This is a genomic window from Roseateles noduli, from assembly GCF_050626985.1.
GTDB classification, from domain to species: domain Bacteria; phylum Pseudomonadota; class Gammaproteobacteria; order Burkholderiales; family Burkholderiaceae_C; genus Roseateles; species Roseateles noduli_A.
The window spans coordinates 5,996,737-6,013,464 of sequence record NZ_CP192463.1 but is presented as its reverse complement, the minus strand read 5'-3'; the positions used below and the strand labels follow the sequence as shown (position 1 = coordinate 6,013,464).

Below are 16,728 nucleotides of genomic sequence, written 5' to 3'. Positions count from 1 at the left end.
CCCGGCCGGCTCGCCCCATTGGGGAGACAAGCCATGACCGAAGCCAGTCTTGCCGCCGCGCCGGCCCTGCGCCCCTACCAGCTGTCCGACAACCTGGCCGCCAGCGCCGGGCCGGTGTTCCTGACCGGCACGCAGGCGCTGGTGCGCCTGCTGCTGATGCAGAAGGCCCAGGACGAACGCCAGGGCCTGAAGACCGCCGGCTTCGTCAGCGGCTACCGCGGCAGCCCGCTGGGCATGGTCGACCAGCAGCTGTGGAAGGCGAAGAAGTTCCTCGACAAGGCCGCCGTCAACTTCCTGCCCGCGATCAACGAGGACCTCGCCGCCACCGCCTGCCTGGGCGTGCAGCGCGTGGCGCTCGACCCGAAGCGCACCGTCGATGGCGTCTTCGCGATGTGGTACGGGAAGGGGCCCGGCGTCGATCGCTCCGGCGACGCGCTCAAGCACGGCAACGTCTACGGCACGGCGGAACAGGGCGGCGTGCTCGTCGTCTGCGGCGACGACCACGGCTGCGTGTCCTCGTCGACGCCGCATCAGAGCGACCTCGCGCTGCAGGCCTGGTCGATGCCGCTGGTGCATCCGGGCAACGTCGCCGAGTACCTCGAGTTCGGCCTCTACGGCTGGGCGCTGTCGCGCTTCTCGGGCGCCTGGGTCGGCTTCAAGGCGATCTCGGAAGTCGTCGAATCGGGCATGACGGTCGACCTCGACGCGGTGCCGATGGACTTCGAGCTGCCCGTCGACCACACGCCGCCGACCAACCTGCACATCCGTTCCGTCGACCTGCCGTCGCTGGAGCTGGAATCGCGCCTCGCGCACAAGATCGATGCGGTGCTGGCCTTCGCCAAGGTCAACTCGATCGACAAGCACATCGTCGTCAGCCCGCGCGCCTCGCTGGGCATCGTCACCGTCGGCAAGGCGCATTACGACTTCATGGAAGTGCTGCGCCGCCTGGACCTCGACCCCAACGCGCTGGCCGCCGCCGGTGTGCGGGTCTACAAGGTCGGCCTCGTGTACCCGCTGGAGCCGACGCGCATCCGCGAGTTCGCGCAGGGCCTGACCGACATGCTGGTCATCGAGGAGAAGGCGCCCGTCGTCGAGCGCCAGATCAAGGAACTGCTGTACCACCTGCCCGACGCGCAACGTCCGCGCGTCGTCGGCAAATCCGATGAACACGGGGCCGCCGTGCTGAGCGCACTCGGCGAACTGCGGCCCTCGCGCATCATGCCGACGGTGGCCGACTGGCTGGCGCGGCTGAATCCGGCGCTGGACCGTCGCCACCTGGTCGTCGATTTCCTGACGCCCTGCCTGCTGTCCAACAGCGCCGACGCGGTGCGCCGCCAGCCCTACTTCTGCTCGGGCTGCCCGCACAACACGTCGACCAAGCTGCCGGAGGGCTCGCGCGCGCTGGCCGGCATCGGCTGCCACTTCATGGCGAGCTGGATGGAGCGCGGCACCTCGGGCCTGATCCAGATGGGCGCCGAGGGCGTCGACTGGGCCGCGCATTCGCGCTTCACGACCGAAAAGCATGTCTTCCAGAACCTGGGCGACGGCACCTACTACCACTCGGGCTACCTGGCGATCCGGCAGGCCATCGCGGCCAAGGCCAACATCACCTACAAGATCCTCTACAACGACGCGGTCGCGATGACCGGCGGCCAGCCGGTCGACGGCCAGACCTCGGTCCCGCAGATCGCGCGCCAGGTCGAGGCCGAGGGCGTCAAGCGCCTGGTCGTGGTCTCCGACGACATCGTCAAGTACGAGGGCCACCACGGCCTCTTCCCGACGGGCACGACCTTCCACGACCGCTCCGAGCTCGACGCCGTGCAGCGCGAGCTGCGCGAGATCGCCGGCGTCACCGTGCTGATCTACGACCAGACCTGCGCCGCCGAAAAGCGCCGCCGCCGCAAGAAGGGCGAGTTCCCCGACCCGGACAAGCGCATCTTCATCAACGAGTCCGTCTGCGAGGGCTGCGGCGATTGCGGGCAGGCGAGCAACTGCCTGTCGGTCGTGCCGGTCGAGACCGACTTCGGCCGCAAGCGCGTGATCGAACAGAGCAGCTGCAACAAGGACTTCAGCTGCGTGAACGGCTTCTGCCCGAGCTTCGTGTCCGTGCACGGCGCGAAGCTGAAGAAGCGCGCCGGCGCGGCCTTCGGGCCGGCGGACCTGGCGCGCGAGATCGCCGCGATCCAGCCGCCCGCGCCCTGGGCGTGGACGGGGCCCTTCGACATGCTGGTCACCGGCGTGGGCGGCACCGGCGTCGTGACCGTGGGCGCGCTGGTCACGATGGCCGCGCACCTGGAAGGCAAGCAGAGCTCGGTGCTGGACTTCATGGGCTTCGCGCAGAAGGGCGGCGCGGTGCTGTCCTTCGTGCGCGTCGCGCCGACGCAGGACCTGCTCAACCAGGTCCGCATCGACACGCAGCAGGCCGACGTGCTGCTGGCCTGCGACATGGTGGTCGGCGCGAGCGCCGACGCGCTGGCCACGATCAAGGCCGGCCGCACCGTGATCCTGGCCAACACGCATGAACTGCCGACCGCCGCCTTCGTCCGCAACCCGGACGCGAGCCTGCAGGCCGATGCGCTGATCGCCAAGATGCGCCACGCCGTCGGCGAGGGCCAGGACCTGCTCGCCAGCATCGACGCGCAGGACATCGCCAAGCGCCTGATGGGCGACACGATGCCCAGCAACATCATCATGCTGGGCGCCTGCTGGCAGCGCGGCCTGGTGCCGGTGTCCTTCGAGGCGCTGATGCGCGCGATCGAGCTCAACGGCGTCGCGGTCGAGAACAACAAGACCGCCTTCGCGCTGGGCCGCCTCGCGATCGCCGCGCCGGAGGCGCTGCGCCGCCTGGCCGGCGAGCAGAGCGGCTCCGCCGTGCAGTGGTTCAACTTCGACCAGCTCGACGACAAGGACGGCCAGCCGGGGCTGGTCTCGCGCCGCAAGGCCTTCCTGACCGACTACCAGGACGCCGCCTACGCGTCGCGCTACGAGGCGCTGGTGCAGCGCGTGCGCGCCGCCGAGTCCGCGCTCGGCGACGCCGGCAAGGGCCTGCGCCTGACCAAGGCCGTCGCGCGCTACTACGCCAAGCTGCTCGCCATCAAGGACGAGTACGAGGTCGCGCGCCTGTACACCGACGGCAAGTTCGAGGCCGCGCTGAAGGCGCAGTTCGAGGACTGGGATCACCTGAGCTTCCACATGGCTCCGCCACTGCTGTCCAAGCCGGGCGCCGACGGCCGCGCGAAGAAGATCGAGCTCGGCTCCTGGACCTTCAAGGCGCTGAAGACGCTGGCGAAGTTCAAGGGCCTGCGCGGCGGCGTGCTCGATCTCTTCGGCAAGACCGAAGAGCGCCGCATCGAGCGCCAGCTGGTGCGCGACTACGAAGCGCTCGTCGACGACCTGCTCGCGCACCTGACCGCCGCGAAGCTCGACGTCGCCATCAAGCTCGCGCGCCTGCCCGAAGGCATCCGCGGCTACGGCCACGTGAAGCTGGCGAACGTCGTCACCGTGCGCGCGCAGTGGAAGGATCTGCTCGACCGCTTCCACGGTCGCGCGGTGGAGGCGCCCATCGCTGTCGTGCCGCTGACGAAGACCCCCGAACGTGTGAAGGGCGTGGCCGAACTCTGAGGACGGGCAAGCTACAACTGTGAAGTAGCGCAAAGGCCACTGGACACGGCCGACACGGGGGCGGCATGCTTGCCGCATGTCACGCTCGAACTCCGCGCTCCGTCGTCGCTCGCTGCTGCTGGGCGCAACGGCCTCCGCCGCGCTCGCCGCGTGCGGCGGCCTGCCCTCCGCGCCCGACATGCCGATGGACGCGTCGCAGCGCCTGCGCGCGGCCAACCGCATCGGCTGGGGCGCGACGCAGTCGCAGTTGGGCGAGATCGAACGTCTCGGCTGGGGTCGTTATGTCGAACGCCAGCTCAAGGCTGATCCGAAGGCGCCGATGCCCGGGGCTGTCCAGGCCCGCATCGACGCGATGGGCATCAGCCAGGGCGATCTGCCCTCGCGCGTGTGGGCGGCCGAATCCTTCCGGCGCAACGGCGACAACAAGGTCGCGACGGAAGAGGAACGCGTCGCCGCGCGCAAGGCCTACCAGGACGCGCAGGGCCTGGCCGCGCGCGAGACCGGCGAACGTCAGCTGCTGCGCGAGCTCTACGCGGAACAGCAGTTGCTCGAACAGCTGTCATGGTTCTGGTTCAACCACTTCAACGTGCACCAGGGCAAGCGCGACATCCGGCTGCTGCTCGCCGACTACCAGGACCGTGCGCTGCGACCGCATGCGCTGGGATCGTTCCGGACGATGCTGGGCGCGGTCGCGCGGCATCCGGCGATGCTGCGCTACCTGGACAACGACCAGAACGCCGCGCGCGCGATCAACGAGAACTACGCGCGCGAGTTGCTGGAGCTCCATACCCTGGGCGTCGACGGCGGCTACACGCAGCGCGACGTGCAGGAGCTGGCGCGCGTGCTGACCGGTTTCGGCGTGCGGGTAGATCCCGAGCCGGCCAAGGTCGCGCCACGTTTCGAAGCGCTCTACCAACGCAACGGACTCTTCGAGTTCCACCCGGCCCGGCACGACTTCGGCGACAAGCAGCTGCTGGGCCGCACCATCAAGGGCCGCGGCGCCGATGAACTCGACGAAGTCCTCGACCTGCTGGTGGCACAGCCGGCGACGGCGCGTTTCGTCTGCGGCAAGCTGTCGGTGTTCTTCCTCGGCGAGCAGCCGCCGCGCGAGGTGGTCGACGCGATGTCCGCGGCCTTCCTGAGAACGAAGGGCGACCTGCCCGCCACACTGCGCCCGATGCTCTACGCGCCGCAGTTCGCCTCGGCGGACGCGCCGCGTTTCAAGGACCCGCACGTCTACCTGCTCTCGAGTCTGCGCGCCGGCTTCGAGCAGCGTGAGCTGCAGAACGCGCAGCCGCTGCAGAACTGGCTGCGGCGATTGGGCCAGGGCCTCTACGACAAGCAGACGCCGGACGGTTATCCGCTGACGGCGGATGCCTGGAACAGCCCGGGGCAGATGACGCTGCGGTTCGAAGTCGCGCGCCAGATCGGCGGCGGTGCGGCCGCGCTGTATCGACCCGAGGGCACGAACACGCCGGTGCCGCTGCCCGACCTGCAGCCGCTGCGCTTGCGCATCGAGCCGACGCTCGCGCCGGCGACGCGCACCGCGCTGGCGCAGACCACCTCCCCGCAGCAATGGCTGACGCTGCTGCTCTCCAGTCCCGACTTCATGTATCGCTAACCATGGACCGACGACATCTTCTCCGAACGCTTGCGGCCGGATCCCTGACGATCTCGCACGCCCGCCTCTTCGCCACAGGCGCCACGGGCGCCACCAGCACCGCAGGCCAGGGTCTGGAGAAGCCGGGGACGCCGGGGCCCCTTGGAGCGAATGCCGAGCGTGAGGAGGCGATTGAGCGGAGAGGGGCCCCGGCGTCCCCGGCTTCGGACGGAGGCGGACGGCCCCGCTTCCTGCTGGTCTTCCTGCGCGGCGGCTACGACGCGACCAACCTGCTGATCCCCACAAGCAGCAGCTACTACTACGAGCAAAGACCGCGCATCGCCATCGCCAGACCCTCGCCGACCGACGCTGCCTCCGCGCTGCCGCTCAACGCCGACTGGGGGCTGCATCCTGCCCTGCGCACGAGCCTGTTCCCGCTGGTGCAGGCGGGCCAGGCGCGCTTCATCCCCTTCGCCGGTACGGAGGATCTGTCGCGCAGCCATTTCGAGACGCAGGACAGCATCGAACTGGGCCAGCCGGTGGGCGGTTCCCGCGACTACAACTCGGGTTTCCTGAACCGCCTGGCGGCGGAGCTCGACGCGCAGCAGGCGCTGTCGTTCACGGACCAGTTGCCGATCGCGTTCCGCGGCCCGGTGCGCATCGCCAACGCCGGCCTCCGTGAGACCGCGCGTCCCGCCGTCGACGCGAAGAACCGCGCGTTGATCGCCAGCATGTACCAGGGCCAGCGCCTGGGCGCGTCCGTGGAGGAAGGGCTCGCGCTGCGCGAGGAACTCGCGCGCGACCTGTCGCCGGACCGGATGAAGACGATGACCGACGCCGCCGGTCGCCATGCGATTCCCGCCAAGGGCTTCGAGCTGGAGGCGCGCCGCATCGCGACGCTGATGCGGGGACGCTTCAGCCTGGGTTTCATCGATGTCGGCGGCTGGGACACGCACGTCAACCAGGGCGGCGCGACCGGGCAACTGGCCAATCGTTTCGAGGAGCTCGGCCGCGGCCTCGCGGCCATCGCGGATGAACTGGGACCGGATCTCTGGCGGCAGACCACGGTGATGGTGATCAGCGAATTCGGCCGCACCTTCCGCGAGAACGGGAACCGCGGCACCGACCACGGTCACGGCAGCGTGTACTGGCTGCTGGGCGGCGGCCTCGCGACCGGCGGTCCGGTGGCCGGCGACCAGATCGCGCTGACGGCGACCTCGCTGTTCCAGAACCGCGACTACCCCGTGCTCAACGACTACCGCGCCGTGCTGGGCGGGCTGTGGCAACGCCAGTTCGGGCTGTCCAGTGAGGCCCTGGCCCGTGTCTTCCCCGGTGTCCGCGCCAAGGACCTTCGTCTGGTCTGACACGGCTTCGCCCAAAGCCCCCAGGTCTTGCAAGCGCTTGCAGACACTGGCTTGCAGATGAGAGCAATTCTCATCTAGGATCAGACTCAAACGAGAAGACTCCTGCGGGTTCCGACCCCGCGCGACCAATGCAAATTGCAGAGAGGTTGCGCCGCGATCCGATCGGCATCGTTTCGCGGCTCGACCTCTCTTTTCTTTTTGCGTCGGGAGCCGGCCTTGCCGGACTTCACTTCCCGTTCCCGCCACAGCAAGCGTTCCTGCCAGCCCGTGTCCGCCGGCCCGACCGGTTCACGCCTCGATCGTCAGGAGTCGCCATGCCCTTGCTTCCCTCCCGCATGCCCGCGCCCCAGGGCGCTTCCCTGCCCGCTTCCGGCCCCGGCCTCCCTCCCGCGGGGGAGTCGCGGGCCGCTCCGATGGCGGTCGACGGGGGATGCGCCGCCGCGGATCATCCGGGTGTGGAGTGCCTGCGCTGGATGGCGCTGAAGATCACCTGCGGCCTCGCCCCCGACGAGCCGGCCCTGCTGCGGCAGCATCAGCTGGCGCTGGAACAGCTGGTCGACGCCGGCGTCCTCGCGCCGATCCCCGCTCACGAACAGGCCCTCCGGCTGCTGTACGGCGCCGCTCACAACTCGCTGCTACCCTGGCATTGGCGATGTGCCTGCCTGGATCAGCTCAACCGTCCGCTCGCGGCGTTGCACCGGTTGGCCGACGCCCAGGGCGACGCCGCCCTCGTCGCGCGCCTGCAGCGCTTCCATTGGCGCCTGAGCCGCAGCCCCCTTCAGGAATGACCAGGAAAGAAGAATCCCCATGAGCAAGGCCACCCGCATCGAACGCGATTCCATGGGCGAAGTCGCCGTGCCCGTCGACGCGCTGTACGGCGCGCAGACGCAGCGCGCGATCGAGAACTTCCCCATCAGCCGCCAGCCCATGCCCGAGCGCTTCGTGCGCGCACTGGTGCTGCAGAAGGCGGCCGCGGCGCGCGCCAACATCGCGCTCGAGCAGGTGCCGGCCGACATCGGCCAGGCGATCGACCGCGCCGCGACGCAGCTGCTGCAGGACCCGGCGCTGATGAGCCACTTCCCGGTGGAGATCTTCCAGACCGGGTCGGGCACCAGCTCGAACATGAACGCCAACGAGGTCATCGCCACGGTCGCCACGCGCCTGATCGGCAGCGGCGCGGCGAATCCGGTGACGGTCAATCCGAACGACCACGTCAACGCGGGCCAGAGCAGCAACGACTCGATCCCGACGGTGCTGCACATCAGCGCCGCGCAGGCGCTGCAGGGCGAGCTGCTGCCGGCGCTGGACCTGCTGGTGCAGACGCTGCAGGAGAAGATCCAGAGCGTCGGCCATCACGTCAAGACCGGCCGCACCCACCTGATGGACGCGATGCCGCTGCGCCTGGGTCAGGAGCTCGGCGGCTGGTGCGCGCAGATCGAGGCGCGCCGCGCGCAGCTGCGCGCGCTGCTGCCGTCGGTGTGCGAGCTCGCGCAGGGCGGCACCGCCGTGGGCACGGGCATCAACGCGCATCCGGACTTCGCGCGGCGCTTCGCAGAGGAGCTGTCCACGCTGACCGGCCTGAGCTTCCGCCCCGCGCCGGACTTCTTCGCCGCGCTGTCGGCGCAGGACACGGCGGTGGCGCTGTCGGGCGCGCTGAAGGGCCTGGCGGTCTCGCTGATGAAGATCGCCAACGACCTGCGCTGGATGAACTCCGGCCCGCTCGCCGGCCTGGCGGAGATCGAGCTGCACGCGCTGCAGCCGGGCTCGTCGATCATGCCGGGCAAGGTCAATCCGGTGATCCCGGAAGCGGTGACGATGGTCTGCGCGCAGGTCATCGGCCATGACGCGGCGATCACGATCGCGGGCCAGTCGGGCAACTTCCAGCTCAACGTGATGCTGCCGCTGATCGCGACCAACCTGCTGGACAGCCTGGCGCTGCTGTCCGCCGCCACCAAGGCGCTGGCGGAGCAGGCGATCCGCGACTTCAAGGTCAACACCGACGGGCTGCAGCACGCGCTGGCGCGCAACCCGATCCTGGTCACCGCGCTGAACCGCGAGATCGGCTACCTGAAGGCCGCCGCGATCGCCAAGCGCGCGTATGCGGAGAAGCGGCCCATCCTCGACGTCGCCGAGGAGATGACCGACTTCGACCGCGCCACGCTCCAGCAAATGCTGGATCCCGCGAAGCTGACCGATGGCGGACTCTGACGCGATCCCCCGCGACGACCGCGCGCTGGCGCGCCGGCATCGGCTGCGCCAGGGCTTCGGCTTCGCGATCCTGCTGATCGGCGCGGTCCTGCTGCTGCAGCAGGGCTGGACCTGGATCAGACCGGGCGGCGGCATCGGCCACGGCTCGGTGATCACGATGGCGCTGCAGGCGGGCCTGCTGGCCGCCGCGGCGACGGCCTTCGGCACGCTGCCCGCGCTGGGCACGCGCAGCCTGTCCGCGCGCGGGCAGGACGCCCTGATGGGATTCGGCGCCGGCGTGATGCTGGCGGCCTGTTCCTTCTCCCTGATCATTCCCGGCCTCGAGGCCGCGCGCGCCCATTCGACGCCGACCAGCGCCGCCACGCAGGTCGCACTGGCGGTGCTGCTGGGTGCGTGGGCGTTGATGGCGCTGGACCGCTGGCTGCCGCACGAGCACTTCATCAAGGGCCGCGAGGGCATGGACCCGACGCGGCTTCGGCGCACGACGCTGTTCGTGATCGCGGTCACGCTGCACAACCTGCCGGAGGGCCTCGCGATCGGCGTGGCCTTCGCGGCCAACGATCCGGTCGCGGCGGCCAGCCTGAGCCTGGCCATCGCGATCCAGGACCTGCCGGAGGGCTTCGTCATCGCGGTGGCGCTGATGACGGTGGGTTACTCGCGGCGCAAGGCGCTGCTGCTGGGCGCGGCGTCGGGGCTGGTCGAACCGGTCGGCGCGGTGCTGGGCGCCTGGGTCGTCTCCGGGTGGCCGCTGTTGCTGCCCTGGGGACTGGGCTTCGCGGCGGGCGCGATGCTCTTCGTCATCAGCCACGAGATCATTCCCGAGTCGCACCGCAAGGGCCACGAGCGCTGGGCGACGCAGGGGCTGATGCTCGGCTTCGCGCTGATGATGGTGCTGGACACGGCGCTGGGCTGAGCGTCCGGCGCCTGGCGTCCGGCATCCGTCACGCGCCCCTCCCGCCTGGTTTACAACTCGCCGCGTTCAAGCGGCAGCCTTTCACGCGGCCCCGGCTCGCGCACGGAACCGGGCGCCCACAAGCCCGGCACGTCCCTTCACCATCGGTGTTCTGCTTTCTTGCCTGCAGGACCCGAGCCGTGATGAAGAAGTTTTTCGCCGCGCTTGCCGCGCTCGCCGCCGCCCTCCCCGTCGTTTCGACGACCGCGCACGCCGCCGGCCTGACGCCGCTGGAACAGCGCTGGATCGCGGGCATGTCGCCGGTCCTGCAGCACGCGAAGACCTCGGGCATGCCGGTCGACATCGTCGTGCAGCCGCAGGACGCGCCGGAGGCGGCGCCGCTCGCACTGGGCTTCAAGGATGGCCGCTGCAAGCTGGTGCTCAGCCTGCGCGGCAACCCCGAGGGCGAAGCGACGACGCAGCGCCTGCCGGCGGGCCTGGAGGACAGCGCGCTCGAACTGATGGCGGCGCATGAACTCGGCCATTGCCGCCGCTACCTGGATGGCGCGTGGTTCAACCTGCCGGTGGGCTTCTCGGCCACACCGGTGCCCGAAGGCCTGAGCCCGGACCTGCAACGCGCCTACCTGTCGATGAAATCCGTGCGCCGCGAGGAAGGTTACGGCGACCTCGTCGCACTGGGCTGGACCGCGCAGCGTCATCCCGACCAGTACGCCGCGCTGCATGCCTGGCTGATGCAGGAACGCAGCCGCGACCTGCTGCCGGGCAGCCACCACGACACGCTCGCGTGGCTCAAGCTCGCCCGTGATGCGAAGGCGCTGGGAAGCGCGCCGTCGATGTTCGAGGCGGCCGCGCCGCTCTGGGCGCAGGCGCTCGACAGCGACGAGTGATCGACGGCCCCTGCGGGCCGTGATCGTCAGCGTGAGGTCGCCGCTTCGGAACCTGACGCATTCCCAGGCGCCTTGCCCGGCTTCAGGTTCTCCTCCAGGAACGCCTCCAGCGCCTTGAAGAACTCGAGGCGATGGCTGTTGCGGCTCAGGGAGTGATCGCCGCCATCCTGCTCGATGTAGCGGACCCTCTTCCCGGCGCGGCGCAGCGCCTTGGCCATGTCCTCGCTCTGCGCCACCGGCACCACCCGGTCGTCCGTGCCGTGGACCAGCAGCACCGGCGCCTGGATGCGATCGGCCTGCAGCGCGGGCGACGTGGCCCGCAACTGCGCGCGGTCCCCCCAGTAGCGGCCGATCTGCCGTTCCACCGCCTGCTGTCCGCCCGCATAACGCGACTCGTAGGCGATCAGGTCCTGCAGGTCCGCGACGCCCGCGAAGCTCACGCCGCAGCGATACAGCGACGGCGTCTTCACCAGTCCCATCAGCGCCGCGTAACCGCCGTAGCTGCCGCCCACGATGCAGACCCGCGCCGGGTCGGCCACGCCCTGTTCCACCGCCCACTCGACGGCGTCGGTCAGGTCGTCCTGCATCTCCAGTCCCCAGCGGCGCAGGCCGGCCATCGCGAATGCGCGCCCCTGCCCGTCCGAGCCGCGGAAATTGACCTGCAGCACCGCGTAGCGCCGGTTGGCCAGGAACTCGGTCCAGGTGTCGAAGTCGACGTCGTCGCGCCCCTGCGGACCGCCGTGCGGCATCAGGATCAGCGGCAGCGGTCCGCCGGCGTGGCCCTTGGGCAGGGTCAGGAAGGCGTCCATCTCCAGCCCGTCGCGCGCCCGGATGTGCGCCGCGCGCTTGCCGGCGAGCGCTTCCTCCGGCAGGTCCGGATAGGTCTCGCCGAGCAGCGACAGCCGCCCGGTGCCGCGGTCGCCGAGGTAGTACTGCCCCGGCATGCCGTTGCCGCTGCTGTAGAGCAGGTAGCGCTGCTCGTCGGCGCTGATCTCCAGCAGCCGGTTGACGCGCTTCGGCAGCGCCAGATCGATCGCCTGCACCTGCTTGCGCCACTCGTCCGACCAGAGCTCCGCCCGGGAGACGTCGCCGTCGTCGTTGCCGGCGTTGCGCAGGCCCAGGGCCTCGCCGGTCCTGGGCGAATGGATCAGCTGGCCGACGATGTCGTACTTCGCGTCCGACAGCAGCAGCCGGCGCGGCAGGTCCGGCTGGTCCAGCCGGACCGCGAAGACCGCGTCCCGGCCCTGGTGCTCGGCCAGCACGAAGAGCTCCTGCTCATCGAGGCCGAAGCCGAGCGGCCACACGGCCGGCTCGTCCCGCGTGAAGCGCCACAGCGTGCGCCAGTCCCCGCCGGACGGCGCGCGCGCGATGATCTCGTAGCGGCCGGCATCCTCGCGGATGCCCACGCGCACCCGGTGCCGCGCGTCCGCGATCCACGTCCTCACGTCGCGCTCGGGGCCCTGCACCAGCGTGCGCGCACCCGTGGCGACATCCACCTGGAAGACCGCCGCCGACAGCGTCCCCGGCGGCGGCATTTCCAGCAGCACGTGTTTCCCGTCGGCGGGCATCCAGTCGATCACGCGATCCTGGAACTGCGAGGTCTTCACCGCGCCGGTCATGCTGCCCGACTGGGGCTCGGCCTTGGTCAGGTTGAAGACCTTGGAGCCGTCCGTGCGGATCGACACCAGCCGCGACTCCGTCGTCTCGACGAGGTCGCGCTGCGCGGCAAAGCGCACGCTGGCCAGCACGTGGTCCTGGCCGACCCAGCGGGCCCAGTTGAAGCGGAAGGTCTTGTTGTCGGTGGCGGCCAGCACCTTGGACGCGCCGCCGGCCACCTCGATCCGCGTCAGCGCGGTGCCGTCGCCGTGGTTGATCAAGGCCACCACCTGCCGGCCGTCCGGCGACAGCGAGAGTCCCGACAGCATCGGCACGCCGAAGGCTTCCAGCGGCAGGCGCGGCGGTGCCGCCACGACCGCTGCGGACGCCGCGGCGCTGCTCGGCGCCGGCTCCCCGGCGGCCATGACCGCCATGACCGTCGATGAGCACGCCACCGTCAGCGTCAGCAGGGCGGCCACGCGAAGGCCCGCTCGCAGGCGGGCCGCAATCTTCCTGGACATCATGAGCACCGCGCCTCCCAACGCGGAGGGAGGCGCGACGCGCGCCCCCGGCGGGCGCGAGTTTACAAGGCGCTCAGCGCAGGTTGAAGGTCTTCAAGGTCGTCAGCGGCTGCGCGCTGGCGGGCTGCGCCAGCAACACCAGCACCCCCTCGCGGGTCAGGCCGAGCCAGCCCCCGTTCGGCGTGCGCCAGGCCACCTGACGCGTCGCGAGGTCCAGCGCCAGCGTCTGCTTGTCGGTGGACACGAACAGATGGCTGTCGGTCAGCACCATCTGGCGCTGCCAGTAGCCGTCCGTCGATTCCATCGGCCAGGACCACAGCAGGGCGCCGTCGCTCAGTTGGCGGGCCTCCACCGCCTTCGTCTGCTGGTTGGACGCATAGACGATGCCGTGTGCCGTCACCGGGTGATCCATGAACTGGCCGGCGACATCCCAGCGCTGCGCGCCGGTGGCGCGGTCGACCACGGTCAAGTGGTTGTCGACGACCTCGCCCGGTGTCATCTCGCGATGGCTCAGCAGCACGGCGCTGACGCCGTCGTCCGGCAGCACCGGCGCCTGGAAGGTGGCGAGCTGGGTGAACTTCTGGTCTTCGCGCGTGGGGACCGGCTGCTCGGCGAGGATGCCGCCGTCGCTCAGCCGGAGCACGCGGTACATGCCGCCCGCATTGATGTACACGAGGCCCGCCGTCGGGTCGACCGTCGGTCCCCATCCGATGTAGTTGACGTTGGCCACCCGGTCGGAGAGCACCGTGCGCCAGACCTGGCTCAGGTCCGCCGTGTTGAACGCGGTCACGTGGTTGACCTCGGGATCGACCGGCAGCAGCAGGCGATCGCCCGACACGGTCCAGCCCGGATCGATCGTGGCGTAGGCCTGGCTGGTGTGGTCGCCCAGGAGGTCGCCGCTGGTGGTCGACGTCATCATCACCCGGCTGCGCCGCGTGCTCCAGAACAGCCGGTCGCCCGCGACCATCGCCTGCGTCGGCGCCATCGGCAGCGTCGCCGTCCACAGGTCCTTGCCGTCCTGCAGGCCGATCACGGACGCATTCGTCGTGGCCGCGCCGTCGGCCCGCAGCATGGGCACCGCAATGCGGCCCTGTCCCAGGCCCAGCGCCTCGCCCGGGATCGTCCCGCCGTACAACCACCGCGCCCAGCGCGCGCTGAACTTCGCCGGATCGAGCGTCAGCGGCGCGTAGCCCGTGCGGGCCGACGTCCCGCCGTAGCCGGCCCAATCCGACTGGCCCGGAATCGCCGCCGGCAGCGTCGTCAGCGTGGGGGCGCCGCCGGTGCCGATCTCCAGCCGGTAACGCACCTTGTTCGGCACGTAGTTGGTGAGGATCTCGAAGAGCACGACGTTGATCTCGATCGTGCCGGTGTAGACGCCCGGCTGCAGCTGCGTCACGAAACCGACGCTGAGCTGCACGTCGCCGCTGGGCAGCACGTCGCGGTACACATGGTCCACGACACGGAGCGTCGCGTTGTTGTCCGGCACCTCGTTCCAGAGCGGACGGACGGTGTTGAGCCCGTCATGCCGCTTGGAGGCATAGATCTTGACGTCCGGGCACGAGGCGCCCGGCTCCGCGGGTTTGCAATCGGCCGTGTTCTGGCTGAGCGAATACGGGACCTTGGTCTCGTCCAGCAGGTTCCCGATCGCCTTCTCGACCGCCCCGCCGCAGCCGGACAGCATCACCGAGACCATCAGCGCCACGATTGGCGCGCACAGGTGTCCCATGGCGGGCAGGCGCCGCCGCATCGTCGACAACATGAATCTCTCCCTGATCGAAGGCGGCGCCCGATGCCCTCGTCGAGGGTCAGGTCTTGTCGCCAGCGCGCCGGAATCTACGTCCCCCGTCGTTCCCAGGCAAGCCAGTCCGAAGGGGGATCGGGAAAACGCCAAGGCCTCGCGGGGGAACCGACCCTTCAGAGAAGTTCGGCGATATGAACAAGCGTTCGCAGGCAAGCCGCCACATTCAACGCTTTCATAACGTTTTGCTCACAGGCCGAACGCTACGCTGGCGGCTTTCCCACTGAATGCTGCCGTGCCAGCCCTGCCCCGAGAGTCCTCATGTCCCTACACACCCGCCTCCTGCTCGCCGCCCTGTCTGCCGGTCTCCTGTCGTCCACCTTGCCCGCTGCCGCGGCGTCGCACTGGGAATACACCGGCGACAAGGGCGCCACGCATTGGGGCGAGATCGATCCGTCGTTCGCCGCCTGCGCCTCGGGCCATGAACAGAGTCCGATCAACATCGTCAAGACGGTGAAGGCGGCGCTGCCCGCCCTCGCCTTCCATTACGGCAACGCCGCGCCGACGATCTGGAACAACGGTCACACGGTGCAGGTGACCCTGCCGGCCGGCAACACGCTGGAGGTTGGCGGGCAGAGCTACGAGCTGCTGCAGTTCCATTTCCACACGCCCAGCGAGGAGCACATCCAGGGCAAGTCGCTGCCGATGGTGGCGCACTTCGTGCACAGGAACGCGGCGGGCGAACTCGGCGTGGTGGCGGTGCTGATCCGCGCGGGTCGTTCGAATGCGGCGTGGGACTCGGTGTTCCAGCACCTGCCGCGCGTGGGCGAGAAGATCACCGTGGATGAGCTGTCGCTGGACCTGGGCGCCCTGCTGCCGAAGTCGCTGGGTTACTACGATTTCGCCGGCTCGCTGACCACGCCGCCCTGCTCGGAGGGGGTGCACTGGATGGTGCTGAAGGAACCGGTGACGCTGTCGTCGCGCCAGATCGCCGCGTTCCGTCAGTTGGTCGGCCGGAATGCGCGGCCGGTGCAGGCGCTGAACGCGCGGGTGGTCCAGGAAAGCGAGTGAGCCGGCGCGCGGCGCCCCACGCACGACGAAGGCGCGAGCGCGGGCCGGCTCGCCGGCCGGCTCAGCCGAGCGCGCGTCCGATCAGGATCTTCTGCACCTCGGACGTGCCTTCGTAGATCTGCGTCACGCGGACGTCGCGGTAGATCCGCTCGACCGGGAAATCGCTGACGTAGCCATAGCCGCCGTGGACCTGGATCGCGGCGGAGCAGACGCGTTCCGCCATCTCGCTGGCGAAGAGCTTGGCCATCGCGGCCTCCTTCAGGCAAGGCAGGCCGGCGTCCTTCAGCGCGGCGGCGTGCCAGATCAGCTGGCGCGCGGCCTCGATCTGCGTGGCCATGTCGGCGAGCTTGTGCTGCATGGCCTGGTGCTCGAAGATCGGCACGCCGAAGGCGACGCGCTCCTTGCTGTAGCGCAGTGCCGCCTCAAAGGCCGCGCGCGCCATGCCCACCGACTGCGACGCGATGCCGATGCGGCCGCCTTCGAGCCCCGACAGCGCGATCTTCAGCCCCTGCCCTTCCTCGCCGATCCGGTTGGCGGCGGGCACGCGGCAGTTCTCGAACAGGATCTGCGCCGTGTCGCTGGCGTGCTGGCCCATCTTGTCCTCGATGCGCGCCACGATGTAGCCGGGCGTGTTCGTGGGAACGAGGAAGGCCGAGATGCCCTTCTTCCCCGCGGCCTTGTCGGTCACCGCCATGACGATGGCGACATCGCCGTTCTTGCCGCTGGTGATGAACTGCTTGACGCCGTTGAGGATGTAGGCGTCGCCGTCCACGTCATTGACGCGGGTGGCGGTCGTCTTCAGGCCGCCGGCCTCGGAGCCCACATGCGGCTCGGTCAGGCAGAACGCGCCCAGCATGTCGCCGCGCGCCAGCGGCTTGAGGAAGCGCTGCTTCTGGTCCTCGTTGCCGAAGGCCATCAGGATGCTGCACACCGGGCAGTTGTTGACGCTCACCACGGTGGAGGTCGCGCCGTCGCCGGCGCCGATCTCCTCCAGGATGATCGCCAGCGCCAGATAGTCCAGGCCCGCGCCGTCGTACTCGGTCGGCACGGCCACGCCGTAGCAGCCCAGCGCGGCCAGGCCCTTGAGCTCCTCGGCGGGGAACTGGTGGGACTTGTCCCACGCGGCCGCCTTCGGCGCGATCTGGTCTTGCACGTAGGCGCGGACGGCGTCCTGCACGGCGCGATGGTCTTCGGAAAGTAGCATGGTCA

General features: G+C 69.9%; 11 protein-coding genes. 8 read left to right on the top strand and 3 right to left on the bottom strand.

The window, feature by feature from the left end:
- Positions 1-33 precede the first annotated feature (33 nt).
- The 7 genes from ACQ4L4_RS26195 to ACQ4L4_RS26165 all read left to right on the top strand — a co-directional run bounded on the left by ACQ4L4_RS26195 (position 34) and on the right by ACQ4L4_RS26165 (position 10,593).
- Positions 34-3,621: an indolepyruvate ferredoxin oxidoreductase family protein gene (locus ACQ4L4_RS26195; protein ID WP_431101712.1), complete on the top strand. Its 3,588-nt coding sequence runs from the start codon at positions 34-36 to the stop codon at positions 3,619-3,621.
- 76 nt (positions 3,622-3,697) lie between these two features.
- Complete coding sequence (locus tag ACQ4L4_RS26190) at positions 3,698-5,242, top strand: DUF1800 domain-containing protein (protein ID WP_431101710.1); 1,545 nt, start codon at positions 3,698-3,700, stop codon at positions 5,240-5,242.
- Between the two features lie 2 nt (positions 5,243-5,244).
- On the top strand, positions 5,245-6,585 hold the full coding sequence (locus tag ACQ4L4_RS26185; RefSeq protein WP_431101709.1) for a DUF1501 domain-containing protein: 1,341 nt from the start codon (positions 5,245-5,247) through the stop codon (positions 6,583-6,585).
- Positions 6,586-7,058: 473 nt separating this feature from the next.
- Positions 7,059-7,373, top strand: a complete 315-nt coding sequence (locus tag ACQ4L4_RS26180; protein WP_431101708.1) for a hypothetical protein — start codon at positions 7,059-7,061, stop codon at positions 7,371-7,373.
- 19 nt (positions 7,374-7,392) lie between these two features.
- Entirely contained in the window at positions 7,393-8,793 is a 1,401-nt protein-coding gene (locus tag ACQ4L4_RS26175; protein ID WP_431101706.1) for a class II fumarate hydratase, read from the top strand.
- Positions 8,780-9,706: a ZIP family metal transporter gene (locus tag ACQ4L4_RS26170; RefSeq protein WP_431101704.1), complete on the top strand. Its 927-nt coding sequence runs from the start codon at positions 8,780-8,782 to the stop codon at positions 9,704-9,706. Before ACQ4L4_RS26175 ends, ACQ4L4_RS26170 begins: the two co-directional genes overlap by 14 nt.
- Before the next feature lie 182 nt (positions 9,707-9,888).
- Positions 9,889-10,593, top strand: coding sequence for a hypothetical protein (locus ACQ4L4_RS26165; protein ID WP_431101703.1), 705 nt, complete (start codon positions 9,889-9,891; stop codon positions 10,591-10,593).
- A gap of 26 nt (positions 10,594-10,619) precedes the next feature.
- Here ACQ4L4_RS26165 and ACQ4L4_RS26160 read toward each other — a convergent pair whose 3' ends face one another.
- Positions 10,620-12,710 (bottom strand): alpha/beta hydrolase family protein, encoded by a 2,091-nt coding sequence (locus ACQ4L4_RS26160; protein WP_431101702.1) that lies wholly within the window; start codon positions 12,708-12,710, stop codon positions 10,620-10,622.
- Between the two features lie 73 nt (positions 12,711-12,783).
- On the bottom strand, positions 12,784-14,469 hold the full coding sequence (locus tag ACQ4L4_RS26155; RefSeq protein ID WP_431101701.1) for a hypothetical protein: 1,686 nt from the start codon (positions 14,467-14,469) through the stop codon (positions 12,784-12,786).
- A gap of 300 nt (positions 14,470-14,769) precedes the next feature.
- Here ACQ4L4_RS26155 and ACQ4L4_RS26150 point away from each other — a divergent pair, with 300 nt between their 5' ends.
- Positions 14,770-15,519 (top strand): carbonic anhydrase, encoded by a 750-nt coding sequence (locus ACQ4L4_RS26150; RefSeq protein WP_431101700.1) that lies wholly within the window; start codon positions 14,770-14,772, stop codon positions 15,517-15,519.
- A 61-nt stretch (positions 15,520-15,580) separates the two neighbouring features.
- On the opposite strand, the gene ACQ4L4_RS26145 is transcribed toward ACQ4L4_RS26150, so the two are convergent.
- Positions 15,581-16,723, bottom strand: a complete 1,143-nt coding sequence (locus ACQ4L4_RS26145) for an acyl-CoA dehydrogenase family protein (RefSeq protein ID WP_431101699.1) — start codon at positions 16,721-16,723, stop codon at positions 15,581-15,583.
- Between the last annotated feature and the right edge of the window lie 5 nt (positions 16,724-16,728).

Bases quoted from the DNA above. Each gene is read 5' to 3' on its own strand.
- ACQ4L4_RS26195 (WP_431101712.1), top strand. From the start codon at position 34: ATGACCGAAGCCAGTCTTGCCGCCGCGCCGGCCCTGCGCCCCTACCAG.
- ACQ4L4_RS26190 (WP_431101710.1), top strand. From the start codon at position 3,698: ATGTCACGCTCGAACTCCGCGCTCCGTCGTCGCTCGCTGCTGCTGGGC.
- ACQ4L4_RS26185 (WP_431101709.1), top strand. From the start codon at position 5,245: ATGGACCGACGACATCTTCTCCGAACGCTTGCGGCCGGATCCCTGACG.
- ACQ4L4_RS26180 (WP_431101708.1), top strand. From the start codon at position 7,059: ATGGCGCTGAAGATCACCTGCGGCCTCGCCCCCGACGAGCCGGCCCTG.
- ACQ4L4_RS26175 (WP_431101706.1), top strand. From the start codon at position 7,393: ATGAGCAAGGCCACCCGCATCGAACGCGATTCCATGGGCGAAGTCGCC.
- ACQ4L4_RS26170 (WP_431101704.1), top strand. From the start codon at position 8,780: ATGGCGGACTCTGACGCGATCCCCCGCGACGACCGCGCGCTGGCGCGC.
- ACQ4L4_RS26165 (WP_431101703.1), top strand. From the start codon at position 9,889: ATGAAGAAGTTTTTCGCCGCGCTTGCCGCGCTCGCCGCCGCCCTCCCC.
- ACQ4L4_RS26160 (WP_431101702.1), bottom strand. From the start codon at position 12,710: ATGTCCAGGAAGATTGCGGCCCGCCTGCGAGCGGGCCTTCGCGTGGCC.
- ACQ4L4_RS26155 (WP_431101701.1), bottom strand. From the start codon at position 14,469: ATGTTGTCGACGATGCGGCGGCGCCTGCCCGCCATGGGACACCTGTGC.
- ACQ4L4_RS26150 (WP_431101700.1), top strand. From the start codon at position 14,770: ATGTCCCTACACACCCGCCTCCTGCTCGCCGCCCTGTCTGCCGGTCTC.
- ACQ4L4_RS26145 (WP_431101699.1), bottom strand. From the start codon at position 16,723: ATGCTACTTTCCGAAGACCATCGCGCCGTGCAGGACGCCGTCCGCGCC.